This window comes from Roseovarius nanhaiticus, from assembly GCF_900156535.1.
In the GTDB taxonomy this organism is placed as follows: Bacteria; Pseudomonadota; Alphaproteobacteria; order Rhodobacterales; family Rhodobacteraceae; genus Roseovarius; species Roseovarius nanhaiticus.
Genome location: NZ_FTNV01000002.1, coordinates 548,509 through 560,488 on the forward strand (window position 1 = coordinate 548,509; position 11,980 = coordinate 560,488).

General features: G+C 63.4%; 15 protein-coding genes. 10 read left to right on the forward strand and 5 right to left on the reverse strand.

The features are described 5' to 3' along the window. Positions 1-134: 134 nt before the first annotated feature. The gene (locus BW975_RS12875; protein ID WP_217696928.1) at positions 135-830 is read left to right on the forward strand and encodes a hypothetical protein; all 696 of its coding nucleotides are present in this window, start codon (positions 135-137) and stop codon (positions 828-830) included. Positions 831-848: 18 nt separating this feature from the next. Here the strand turns inward: BW975_RS12875 and BW975_RS12880 are convergent, their stop codons facing one another. Next, positions 849-1,100 (reverse strand): accessory factor UbiK family protein, encoded by a 252-nt coding sequence (locus tag BW975_RS12880; RefSeq protein ID WP_076534615.1) that lies wholly within the window; start codon positions 1,098-1,100, stop codon positions 849-851. 123 nt (positions 1,101-1,223) lie between these two features. Here BW975_RS12880 and lgt point away from each other — a divergent pair, with 123 nt between their 5' ends. The 5 genes from lgt (at position 1,224) to BW975_RS12900 (ending at position 5,252) form a co-directional block, all read left to right on the forward strand. Next, positions 1,224-2,114, forward strand: a complete 891-nt coding sequence (lgt, locus tag BW975_RS12885) for a prolipoprotein diacylglyceryl transferase (RefSeq protein ID WP_076534617.1) — start codon at positions 1,224-1,226, stop codon at positions 2,112-2,114. Beyond that, complete coding sequence (locus BW975_RS12890; RefSeq protein ID WP_076534619.1) at positions 2,111-3,175, forward strand: class I SAM-dependent methyltransferase; 1,065 nt, start codon at positions 2,111-2,113, stop codon at positions 3,173-3,175. The genes lgt and BW975_RS12890 overlap by 4 nt, the downstream gene beginning before the upstream one ends. Positions 3,176-3,182: 7 nt before the next feature. Continuing rightward, on the forward strand, positions 3,183-3,938 hold the full coding sequence (pgeF, locus tag BW975_RS12895; RefSeq protein WP_076534621.1) for a peptidoglycan editing factor PgeF: 756 nt from the start codon (positions 3,183-3,185) through the stop codon (positions 3,936-3,938). A 289-nt stretch (positions 3,939-4,227) separates the two neighbouring features. Continuing rightward, complete coding sequence (locus tag BW975_RS18085) at positions 4,228-4,389, forward strand: hypothetical protein (RefSeq protein WP_170846602.1); 162 nt, start codon at positions 4,228-4,230, stop codon at positions 4,387-4,389. 47 nt (positions 4,390-4,436) lie between these two features. Further along, positions 4,437-5,252, forward strand: coding sequence for a Hint domain-containing protein (locus BW975_RS12900; protein ID WP_092746254.1), 816 nt, complete (start codon positions 4,437-4,439; stop codon positions 5,250-5,252). 7 nt (positions 5,253-5,259) lie between these two features. Here the strand turns inward: BW975_RS12900 and BW975_RS12905 are convergent, their stop codons facing one another. After that, positions 5,260-5,760, reverse strand: a complete 501-nt coding sequence (locus BW975_RS12905; protein WP_076534623.1) for an Lrp/AsnC family transcriptional regulator — start codon at positions 5,758-5,760, stop codon at positions 5,260-5,262. Positions 5,761-5,964: 204 nt separating this feature from the next. On the opposite strand from BW975_RS12905, the gene trxB reads away from it, so the two are divergent. The 4 genes from trxB (at position 5,965) to BW975_RS12925 (ending at position 9,971) form a co-directional block, all read left to right on the forward strand. Beyond that, positions 5,965-6,960 carry a thioredoxin-disulfide reductase gene (trxB, locus tag BW975_RS12910; RefSeq protein WP_076534627.1) on the forward strand — a complete coding sequence of 332 codons (996 nt, stop codon included), beginning with the start codon at positions 5,965-5,967 and terminating at the stop codon, positions 6,958-6,960. Further along, complete coding sequence (locus BW975_RS12915) at positions 6,957-7,283, forward strand: hypothetical protein (protein ID WP_076534629.1); 327 nt, start codon at positions 6,957-6,959, stop codon at positions 7,281-7,283. The genes trxB and BW975_RS12915 overlap by 4 nt, the downstream gene beginning before the upstream one ends. Next, positions 7,280-8,080, forward strand: a complete 801-nt coding sequence (locus BW975_RS12920; RefSeq protein WP_076534631.1) for an MBL fold metallo-hydrolase — start codon at positions 7,280-7,282, stop codon at positions 8,078-8,080. The genes BW975_RS12915 and BW975_RS12920 overlap by 4 nt, the downstream gene beginning before the upstream one ends. Before the next feature lie 175 nt (positions 8,081-8,255). After that, positions 8,256-9,971, forward strand: a complete 1,716-nt coding sequence (locus tag BW975_RS12925) for a bifunctional sulfate adenylyltransferase/adenylylsulfate kinase (RefSeq protein WP_076534633.1) — start codon at positions 8,256-8,258, stop codon at positions 9,969-9,971. 135 nt (positions 9,972-10,106) lie between these two features. Here BW975_RS12925 and BW975_RS12930 read toward each other — a convergent pair whose 3' ends face one another. From BW975_RS12930 to BW975_RS12940, 3 genes are all read right to left on the reverse strand, one after another. Next, positions 10,107-10,553: a tetratricopeptide repeat protein gene (locus BW975_RS12930; RefSeq protein WP_076534635.1), complete on the reverse strand. Its 447-nt coding sequence runs from the start codon at positions 10,551-10,553 to the stop codon at positions 10,107-10,109. Positions 10,554-10,742: 189 nt separating this feature from the next. Beyond that, on the reverse strand, positions 10,743-11,612 hold the full coding sequence (locus tag BW975_RS12935) for a hypothetical protein (RefSeq protein ID WP_076534637.1): 870 nt from the start codon (positions 11,610-11,612) through the stop codon (positions 10,743-10,745). Positions 11,613-11,740: 128 nt separating this feature from the next. Beyond that, positions 11,741-11,968, reverse strand: coding sequence for a DUF1150 family protein (locus BW975_RS12940; RefSeq protein WP_076534639.1), 228 nt, complete (start codon positions 11,966-11,968; stop codon positions 11,741-11,743). Positions 11,969-11,980: the final 12 nt, after the last annotated feature.

Here is an 11,980-nt window from a genome sequence, read left to right on the forward strand (position 1 = left end):
ATCCCTTTTTACTCAATACACTTTATACTGGTAACCCACGGAAAACGTGGCACTATTCGCACAGCGTGTAAAACTTTAACCGACTAGTCAATGGGTATCCAACGTGCCACACCGCAGGCATGGACCGCTTCGATTTGCAAACTCTGCGTGATATCGCCGATGAGGGGATCGCCCGACACGGTCTGCGCGGCTACGCTCGCAAGCTCGGGCTGGATGTCAGCACGATGCGCAGCCTGCGGGACGGGCGCGATATGCAGATCTCGAAACTGATCCAGATCGTCGAGGCCATGGGCATGGGCCTAATGCTTGGGCCCGCGCAACACACAGACAGTCCACGCCCGCTGCGGCCCGATGCCCCTGCCGCGCCGGCCATATCCGGCGACTTGCACGTCATTCCCTACCATGCCAGCGCGGCCAAAGTCCAAGGCGGCCGAATGCAAACGCCCATCGCGCTTAATGCCGACTGGCTGCGGATGCGGGGTTGGCCAGCGCAGGATCTCCGCTGCATCGTCGCGCCCGAAACGGCGCATGGTGCGGCACTCGGCTGCGTTACCCGGGGCTCGCTGTGTATTTTGGATTGTAGCGAGGCCTGGCCGAGCGATCACGCCCTCTGGGCTTACATCGAGGGCGGAAAGATGCGGCTTGGCCATGTTGGCAGGCCAGCGGCAGGCACGCTTATCTTCGCGGGGGATGCTCTTTGCGCGGCGCCGCGCATGGTAACGGGCGCCGAGCTGGAGCGCATTCAGCCGCTGGGGCGTATCGTATGGGCCGGGGCGCCGCCCTGCGCAGCGGCGCCGAGGCATGGCGGCGGCCCGATCAGCGAAAGCTGACCCCGCCGCAAGCGCACATCAGCGTTTGTTGCCGGACGCTTCCATCGCATCAAGGCGTGCTTTCAGCGCCTCATTTTCTTCACGGGCCTTCTGCGCCATTGCACGCACGGCATCGAACTCCTCGCGGGTCACAAAGTCGCGGTCCGCCAGCCATCGGTCGATCATCGACGACATCGCCGTCTCGGCCTCTTGCCGCGCGCCTTGGGCCACGCCCATCGCGTTGGTCATCAACTGAGATATATCGTCCATCACCTTGTTTCGGGTCTGCATGTATGCCTCCTGGCTTGGGGCGCCCGTCTTGGCGCGTCCTAGGTAATATGGGCTGAGAAAGGCTTGATCACAAGATGCACGGATACCGTTGACTTCCCCCCGCCCGCACGGCCATGTCACGCCATGATAGCCTCATTGCCCTTCCCCGACGTCTCGCCCGAGCTCTTTTCCATCTCGATTTTCGGCATGGAATTCGCGCTACGCTGGTATGCACTTGCCTATATCGCAGGCATTCTCATCGGCTGGCGGCTGGTGCTGAATGCAGTGAAGCGGCCCGCACTATGGGGGCCAGAGGGGCCGGCCATGACCCCCAAACAGGTCGAGGATCTCCTGTTCTGGGCGATCCTCGGCGTTATTCTCGGCGGGCGGCTGGGCTTCGTCCTCTTTTACCAGCCAGGTTATTATCTGTCGCACCCCGCACAGATCCTGCAGGTCTGGCAGGGGGGCATGTCCTTTCATGGGGGCATGCTGGGCGTCGCGGCGGCCTGTATCGGATTCTCGCTACGCCACAAGCTTCGCATTCTATCGGTTGGCGATCTGCTGGCTATGGCGGCGCCCATCGGGCTGGCGCTGGGCCGAACGGCGAATTTCATCAACGCCGAGCTGTGGGGCCGCCCGACCGATCTGCCTTGGGGCGTGATATTCCCCGGCGGAGCCGCGCAGGATTGCCCCGATGTTGTCGGCCTTTGCGCGCGCCACCCCTCGCAGCTTTACGAGGCACTGCTTGAGGGCGTGATCCTTGGCGCGGTGCTGATCTGGCTGGCCTACCGGCGCGGCGCGCTCAAGGCGCCGGGGCGCATCGCGGGCTGGTTCTTTGTCGGCTACGGCGCCGCGCGGTTTGCGGTCGAATTCGTACGCCAGGCGGATGCGCAATTCATGACGCCGGAGAATCCGCTCGGCCACGCGCTGCAACTTGGCGCCGGTTTGGGCCTGACGATGGGGCAGATCCTGTCATTGCCGATGATCGCAGCGGGACTGATCCTGTTGCTGCGGGCCAAGCGCATCGCCCCATGACGGATCTCGCGCGCCTCTTGATTGCGCAGATCGACGCGGACGGGCCAATGACCCTGGCCGATTACATGACCGCCTGCCTGATGCATCCCCAGCACGGCTATTACGCCACGCGCGATCCGCTGGGCGCGGCGGGCGATTTCACGACTGCCCCCGAGGTCAGCCAGATGTTCGGCGAGATGATCGGCCTCGCCTTGGCGCAGACATGGCTGGACCAGGGCGCACCAACCCCCGTCGCGCTGACCGAGCTGGGGCCGGGGCGTGGGACGCTGATGGCCGATATCCTCCGCGCCACCCGCGCCGTACCGGGATTTCACGGCGCCGTGCAGGTGCATCTGGTCGAGGCGTCGCCAGCCTTGCGCGCGGTGCAGGCGCGCACCCTGGCGGGGCATGCACCCGAATGGCACGCCAGCGTGGATACGCTGCCGCATCTGCCGAGTCTCATTGTGGCCAACGAGTTCTTTGACGCGCTGCCAATCCGGCAGGCCCAGAGGGACGGTGATCACTGGCGCGAGCGAATGGTCACGCGCAACGCTGATCGCCTGATCCCGGCGCTGAGCGCGCCCACCCTGCTGCCCATGCTGACGCACAGGCTGGAGGATACCAAGGACGGAGACGTGGTAGAATTCTGCCCCGCGGGCACGCGCATCGCGGCCACCATTGGCGCACGCATCTCTGAGCAGGGCGGTGCCGCGCTGATCATCGACTATGGCGATTGGCGCAGCCTTGGGGATACGTTTCAGGCGCTGCGCGCCCACGCGCCCACCGACCCCTTTGAGGCGCCCGGCGCCGCTGACCTGACCGCACATGTGGATTTCGAGGCGCTCGCCACCGCCGCCGCACCTGCGCAGCATACCCGTCTGACGGCGCAGGGTGTCATGCTTGAGCGGCTCGGCATCACCCAGCGCGCGCAAAAATTGGCAGCCGCGCTCAGCGGCGAGGCCCGGCGCGCTCATGTCGCCGCACATCGGCGCTTGACCCACCCCGAGGAAATGGGGACGCTCTTTAAGGTGATGGCCCTTTATCCCGAAGGTGCCGCACCGCCGCCCGGCCTTCAGGGGTAGCCTGAACATGACACTCGAGATCCTCACCTCCGACCGGCTTGCGCCGCTCCGCCACGGGTTTTTCACCCGGCGCGGCGGCGCGTCCTCGGGGATCTTCGCGGGGCTGAACTGCGGCCCGGGCTCTAGCGATCAGGCCGAGATCGTGGCGATCAACCGCGCCCGCGTCGCGGATGCGATGGGCGTCGCGCCGGACCATCTGCAAACGTTGCATCAAGTCCATTCGCCCGATGTGGTGACGCTGGACGCACCGCTGGACACGCGGCCGCGCGCCGACGCCCTTGTAACCCGGACGCCCGGCCTCGCCATTTCGATCCTGACCGCCGATTGCCAGCCGGTACTTTTCGCCGATGCCGAAGCGGGCGTGATCGGCGCGGCCCATGCCGGATGGCGCGGGGCGCTGGATGGCGTGTTGGAGGCGACGGTGGAGGCCATGGTCGCGCTGGGGGCCGTGCGGGGCGCGATCACGGCCGTAATCGGCCCGTCGATCAGCCAGGAGGCCTACGAAGTCGGCGCCGATTTCGTGCAAACCTTTACCGCGGCGCACTCGAACCATGCGCAGTTTTTCGCGCCCGGTGCCGAGGGGCGGATGCAGTTCGACCTACCCGCCTTCGGCCTCGCACGGCTGCGTGCCGCCGGAATTGGCCATGCGGAATGGACCGGCCATTGCACCTACGGGGACGAAAACCGATTCTACTCCTATCGCCGCGCCACCCATCGCGGTGAGGCGGATTACGGACGGCTGATTGCGTCCATCCGGCTCTGAAGCAAGGCACGCCCAAGGCGTCCATGTGGCGCTGCTGCCCTGAATTTGCCCAGATCGGCATGCCTTCCGCGCAAGGGCTGCTCGGCGACATCGCTCAAAATCATAGTATTTACCCTGTTTGGCGCGCCCGGCACGTCGGGTTCGGGTCATTCGGCTGCATCGGCGGCGCCCCAAGGCCCGGCCTCGGTAAATGTCACGAAGCAGCCCAAGACTGGCCGCAAACCGCTGACATATTATCCAAGACAGCAACCAAACAGACCTGCTTGGCGGGCAGATGAGGAGTTTTGAGATGAGCAGCACGAAGAAACCGCAAAAGCGTTGGATGGCCTCGGTTTTGAAGACCGCAGCAGGCGACATGCCGTCCCTGCCGTTCCAGCGCGGCCAGCGCAAGACGGTGGCACAGCGCGGCCTGACCGCACGCCCACAGTCCCGCGCCCTGCGCAGCGCCTGATCAAAGGCGCGATCCCCTCACCCAATAGCCGGAAAGTCGCACAAAGCATGGTCTACACCCCCTCCGCATCCGGTCTGACACGCGATCTGCGCGCCGAACTGGGCGAGACGGGCGACATGCGCCGCGGCAGCGGCCTGCGTGATCCGGAGAGGCACCTTGCGGGCCGCCCCGCGCCGCAACGCCAAGCCGAGCTGCGGTATCTGCGTGCAGATGCCAGCATCGTCACCCGGCAACATGCCGTGCCCATGCATCCGGTATTCGACGCCGCATTTTCCGCCTTTGCGCGCGGCACGCTCATTGCCACCACGCGCGGCCCCGTGGCGGTCGAAGATCTGGATCCCGGCGACAAAGTGGTCACGAACGAGCGTGGTCCCTCGCCCGTCCTGTGGATTGGGCGCATGACATGGGGAGGTCAGCACGATGACGCCTTTCAGACGCAAAGTGGCCCGCGCCTGACGCGGATCCGAACCGGCGCGCTCGGCCTAGGTCGCCCGCTCGCCGATGTGCTGACCGGCCCCGGTGCCCGACTCCTGCATCGCAATGAAGGACGCCCCGGCGAGGGCGGCACCGGCCGCATGCTGCGCCCGATCCACGACATGATTGACGGCACCCATGTCATCTCCCTCAGCCCGCCGGGCGAGGTGGAGTTGTATCATGTCGGTTTGCGGCGCCACGCCACGATCACTGCGGCTGGCCTCGATTTCGAGACGTATCACCCCGGTCCCGGATTCGAGACACAGATGACGCTCCAACAGCTTGCGCTCTTCATGCAACTCTTTCCGCATACGATGCGGCCGGCTGATTTCGGCAGCCTCGTGCATCCACGCGCGCCGCTAGGCGATGGGGGCCGCGCCGTAGCCTGACGCGGCTTCAGGCCTCGCGGGCCAGCCGCGCTTCCAGAATGTCGAAGGGCACGCCTGGCTCGTCCTTGGCGCCGCGAATGACCAGCGCCGTCTTGACGCTGGCCACGTTGCTGGCCGCCGTCAGCTCCTCGGTCAGGAAACGCTGAAACGTGCTCAGATCCGGCGCCACGCATTTCAGGATGAAATCAACCTCGCCATTCAGCATGTGGCACTCGCGCACCAGCGGCCAGTCGCGGCAGCGCGCCTCGAAGGCGCTCAGATCCGCCTCGGCCTGGCTTTGGAGGCCCACATTGGCGAACACCTGCACCTCGAAGCCCAATTCACGCGCATCCACATCGGCATGATAGCCGCGAATATAGCCCGCCTCTTCCAATGTGCGGACCCGGCGCAGGCAGGGCGGGGCGGAAATCCCGACGCGCTTGGCCAGCTCCACATTGGTCATGCGGCCATCGGCCTGAAGCTCGGCCAAAATCTTGCGGTCGATCGGGTCCAGACGGGTCGTGGCCATACTGCCTCTGCTCTCTTTCAATTTCGCGATTGTTATATCAGCCGCGCCGGTTTGCGCAACAATCTTTCGCAGGTGCGCAAGATCGTTGCGTGTCTTATCGCAAGGCAGCGGGGGGATACAAGCGCCGCGCATCGAGGGGTTTCACCGCGCGCCGCCGGGGTCTATATGACGTTCAAATCCTTGAACACCCGAAAGGCGACGCAAATGGCCAGCACGGAAAAGACCACGAAAAAGACCAAGGTTCTGATCATCGGCTCGGGCCCCGCGGGCTACACCGCCGCGGTCTATGCCAGCCGCGCCATGCTGGAGCCCGTTCTGGTCCAAGGCATCGAGCCGGGTGGCCAGCTGACCACCACCACCGAGGTCGAGAACTGGCCCGGCGATACCGAGGTGCAGGGCCCCGATCTGATGGTGCGCATGGAGGCCCATGCCAAGGCGATGGGCTGCGAGATCATCGGCGACATCATCAGCAGCATCGACTTTTCCAAGCGTCCCTATGTCTGCCAGTCCGACAGCGGCACGGAATACGTGGCCGACGCGATCATCCTGTGCACCGGCGCGCGCGCCAAATGGCTGGGCCTGCCCAGCGAGGAAAAGTTCAAGGGTTTCGGCGTGTCGGCCTGCGCCACCTGCGACGGGTTTTTTTATCGCGGTCAGGAGATCGTCGTGGTCGGCGGCGGCAATACGGCAGTCGAAGAGGCGCTCTTCCTGACCAACTTCGCCTCCAAAGTCACACTGATCCACCGCCGCGATGAATTGCGCGCCGAGCGGATCCTGGTTGACCGTCTCGAGAAGAATCCCAAGATCCATCCTCTGTGGTTCCACGAGTTGGATGAGGTCTATGGCACTGAAAACCCACTGGGCGTCGAGGGCGTAAAAGCCCGCCACACCCAGACCGGTGAGATCACCGATATTCCCGCCAAGGGCGTCTTCATCGCCATCGGCCACGCACCCGCGAACGAATTGGTCAAGGATGTGCTCGAGACGCATATGGGCGGCTATGTCGTGACCAAGCCCGACAGCACCGAAACCTCCCTGCCCGGCGTCTTTGCGGCGGGCGATCTGACCGATCACAAGTATCGCCAGGCCGTGACCAGCGCCGGAATGGGCTGCATGGCAGCCCTTGAGGCCGAGCGCTGGCTGGCCGAGCACGGAATGGCCGAAAATGCGGATGCCGTGAACACGGAAGCCGCGGAATGAGCCATGACTTCGCGGCCCAAAAAGCCGAGACATACGCCGTCTGGGACGAGATCGCCGAGGCGGCTGATCTGCCCGATGTGGCTGACATCGACTATGCGTTTGTCCCCGTTGAGGGTGCGGATTGGGACGGCGCCGAGGCGGCGCTGAGCGAGGCCGGGTTCGAGACTGCCCGCCTCGATGACGAGGATGGCCGCCCGTATCTGGCCGCCCGCCTGCCCGATCAGCCCGCGACCGCCATGGCCGTCTGGCTGGGCGAGGAAGCGTCGACCCGCATGCTCCTGCCGCTCGGGTTTCAGCCCGACGGCTGGGGATTCGAAGGATGAGCGCGCAGGACTGGTACAAGCTGCAAGAGATCGCGCCCGGCATCACCGCCATCGGCGAGCCGCGTTATCACCAGCAGAACTGGAGCTATCTGATCTGCGGCAGCGATGCCGCGCTTCTCTTCGATACCGGCTCCTACTACGGCGACATGGCGCCGGTCGTGGCAAGCCTCACCGATCTGCCGCTGTCCGTGCTGCCCTCGCATATGCATTATGACCATCTGGGCAATATCACGGCCTTCGAGCGCATCGTTCTGCCCGATCTGCCGGTGCTGCGCGCCTGCGAAGCGGATGGGCGCGTCACACCCTCGGACACCCTCTTTCTTGGCGACCGCGAGGACCGCACACCGCCCAGCTTTGGCGTCGCGGACTGGCTGGCGCCGGGCAGCATGATCGACCTTGGCAGACGGCAGCTGCAACTGATCCATACGCCCGGTCATTCGCCCGACAGCGTGTCGCTTTGGGACGCGGAGGCGGGTATCCTCTTTGCCGCCGACTACCTCTATGACGGCGCGCTTTATGCGCAGGTTCCGGGCGCATCGCTGCGCGGCTACCTGGAAACGGCGGGCCAGCTCGGCACTCTTTTGCCCGCGGATGCGCGCATCCTGGGCGCCCATGGCGACGCCAAGGACGAGACCAGCGCAACGGCGCCCACGCTCGACACCAGCGTTCTGGGCCGCCTGATGATCTGCCTGTCAGACCTGATGATGAGCCCTGCACCCGCCGAGGGCGAGACGCTGCGCGCCAACGTTCAGCCCGGCGTCGATATTCTGGTCAATTCGGACGCCCATGGGCGCTAGCACCCGAACGGATGCGTCCCCCGGGCGCCAGTTTGCGAAAAATCGGTCCTTATCCGCGCAAAACCCGCCTCTTTGCTAGACTTTCGCCACATTGGCGGGCTAATCCGCGCTCAAACGGCCATCCAAGCGCCGTGACCAGACAGCATTTCGGCAGGCAATTTTCGAAAGTGATCCCATGACGAACCTGAGCAACCTCACCCCCATCCCCGAACTCTATGTCAGTCACGAGAGCGCGCAAAAGCTGAAGGTGGAGGCCGCCAATCTGGTCAGCCACGACCTGACGCCGCGCCAGATCTGCGATCTGGAGCTTTTGATGAATGGTGGCTTCAACCCGCTCAAGGGGTTTCTGAGCGAAGAAGATTACGACGGCGTCGTCGAGAACATGCGCCTCGCCTCAGGCGCGCTCTGGCCCATGCCGATCACGCTGGACGTCAGCGAGAAATTCGCCGAGGCGCTGGAACTCGGCCAGGATATAGCCCTGCGCGATCAGGAGGGCGTGATCCTCGCCACGATGACGGTCACCGACCGCTGGACCCCGAACAAATCGCGCGAGGCCGAAAAGGTCTTTGGTGCCGATGACAGCGCGCATCCCGCCGTCAATTATCTGCACAACACCGCCGGCGCCGTCTATCTGGGCGGGCCGATCACCGGCATCCAGCAGCCGGTGCATTACGATTTCCGCGCCCGCCGCGACACTCCGAACGAGCTGCGCGCCTATTTCCGCAAAGTCGGCTGGCGCAAGGTCGTCGCGTTCCAGACGCGCAATCCGCTGCACCGCGCGCATCAGGAACTGACCTTCCGCGCCGCCAAAGAGGCGCAGGCGAACCTTCTGATCCATCCCGTCGTCGGCATGACCAAACCCGGCGACGTCGATCACTTCACCCGCGTGCGATGCTATGAGGCGGTTCTGGACAAATACCCCGGCTCGACCACGGCGATGTCGCTGCTGAACCTCGCCATGCGCATGGCCGGCCCGCGCGAGGCGGTCTGGCACGGGCTCATCCGCGCCAATCACGGCTGCACGCATTTCATCGTCGGCCGCGACCACGCCGGCCCCGGCAAGAATTCGGCAGGCGAGGATTTCTACGGACCTTACGACGCGCAGGACCTTTTCCGCGAACATCAAAGCGAGATCGGCGTCGAAATGGTCGACTTCAAGCATATGGTCTATGTGCAGGAACGCGCCCAATACGAACCGATGGACGAGATCGAGGACAAGGACAACGTCACGATCCTCAACATCTCGGGCACCGAGCTGCGCCGCCGCCTGCAGGAAGGGCTGGAAATCCCCGACTGGTTCAGCTTCCCCGAAGTTGTGAACGAGCTGCGCCGCACCCGCCCACCGCGGGCCAACCAGGGCTTCACCGTCTTCTTCACCGGTTTTTCAGGCAGCGGCAAATCCACCATCGCCAACGCGCTGATGGTCAAGCTGATGGAGATGGGCGGCCGCCCCGTGACGCTGCTCGACGGCGATATCGTGCGGAAAAACCTTTCCTCCGAGCTGGGCTTTTCCAAGGAGCACCGCGATCTGAACATCCGCCGCATCGGCTATGTCGCGTCCGAGATCACGAAAAACGGCGGCATCGCCATCTGCGCGCCCATTGCGCCCTATGCCACGACGCGCCGCGCCGTCCGCGAGGATGTCGAGCAGTTCGGCGCCTTCGTCGAGGTCCACGTCGCGACCTCGCTGGAGGAATGCGAGCGCCGCGACCGCAAGGGCCTCTACAAGCTGGCGCGCGAGGGCAAGATCAAGGAATTCACCGGCATCTCCGACCCTTACGACGTGCCTGAAAACCCCGAGCTAAGCGTCGAGACCGAGAATGTCGATGTCGACAACTGCGCGCATCAGGTCATCCTGAAACTGGAGCAGATGGGGCTGATCGCCGGGTGATGATTGCGAAGGGCCGCGTTCGAGGATGCGGCCCTTGTCATGCGGGTGGCAGTTTTGCGGGACAAACTACCTGCATTAGAAACCAGATCATCGATACCGACTGACGTGTATTCGACGTCGTCTTCAAGGTATGGATCATTCAGGTATCAACGGCCAACCCACACTGAGGATCGGGTCAACTCTTGTAAAATCGATCTCTTCGACCCTGATATATTGGACGCCTTCTGCTTTTAGCAAATCGGCAACACCATGCTTGCCCTTCAATGCCGCACTGTGCGTCCTCTCGATATGTTTCAACAGAAATAGCTTGGTATCGTGATTATACGTTTTACTATTTTTGATACTCTCGGCGATTTCTTCTACGACATTTTCTGCCCTATCGAATTGGCCCAGACTTAACCTCACTTTAGCTAATTCCAACGCCCAATATGGCGGCATCATACCTTTATGCTTATCAGAGATTCTCTTGAGGGCTTTTAAAGCTGTATGGAAATCCTCTTGCTTAACAGCCTGATAGTAGATGCGCTGCCAGTATGCATAAACCGGTGATTTGATTTTCGCGAGTTGAAGTCTCAAATCCATAGACCGATTTTCACCAAGTTGAAGTATACCTTATGTGCGGCATCGGCTCACTAAATCTTCCGTGAGCTAGGAAGAGTAACAGTCGGTGCTTCATGCATGTTGCTCTCAATTTTGTGCAGGGGCAATGCTAATATGGCGATCGGACCATCCAAGACATCCCTCACGGTAGGTCAGGGCTCGAAGCTGCCATTAACCTCCCTCCCCCAGCACCGCCCGCGCCGCGCGGCCATAAACATCGCCGTACTCCGCCGCCACATCCCGTACCGCATCCAGCTTAGGCGCCCGCGCCTCGAATTCCTCTACTGAAGCCGCCTCTATCGCCGCCATCACCTCGGCCTCGCTCTCGCAGATGATCATGCCCGAGGTATCAAAGAACTCCCCGATATTCGGACAGCCCCAGTAGATCGGCACGCAGCGGCACAGAATGGCATCCACCAGCTTCTCGGTAAAGTAATTCGGCTCGCGCACATTCTCGATCACCACCGAATAGCGGTAAGGCGCGAGGCCATCGGCCTTGGCCGCAAAGGGCGTATAGCCGCGCCCCATGACATCCAGGTCCATCCCCTGCCCCTTGGCCCAGGCGGCCAGCGCGTGGCGCAGCCGGTGCCCCTCCTGCGAGCGCTTGTCGGAGGCGATCAGCGACATCATCCGGCTCTTCGTAACATCCAGATCGCGCCATTCCGGAACCCAAGTGCTGCCGAACGGAAAGAATACGCCGTTCGGAATGGCGTCCAACAGGCCGGGATGCGCGGTCAGCACCTTGTAGAACCGCCCATGCGAGCGGCGCAGCGACGCGATCTGTCCGCCATGGATCGCCTCGGGCTCCAGCACCATGATCGACACGCGCGCGCGCATGCCGAAACCGGGGCGCCAGTGCAGCGATTTTCGGGGAAAGACGATCAGGTGATCGCGCGGCTCCAGATCGGCGAGTGTCTGCCCCGCAATCCCGTCGGGCGTGCCCAGCGGCCAGATCAGACGATCCAGAGGAATGCGGCCGGGCCGCACGCCCAGCTTCATGTCGTGGGGCAGAACCGCCACCTTGGGCACTGGCTGGACCATCAACTCACTCCTTCAAAATCGCCCCTTCCCTTACGCGAGAGGGCGCGCACCGGCAACATGCCCATGCGCGCCCCCAATTTCATCTTGGCAAAAATACTCATGCTTGGCCCGCAAGGGGGCCGTCGCGTTCAATGCACGGTGACGGGATCCAGATCATGCTGGCGTGCCAGCACGAAGGCCATCTTGCGGTCGCTGACCAAGGCCAGACGCTCGCCCGCCTCATCATGCACGGCGTAAAGTGTGGTCAGATCACCCACCTGGCTCTGCACATCCTCGGGCAGATCCTCGACCGCGACCGAGCGGACATAGGCGATGCGGTGGCCCGCTTCGTGCGCAAATTCGAATTCGGTATCCATGATTATGCCTCC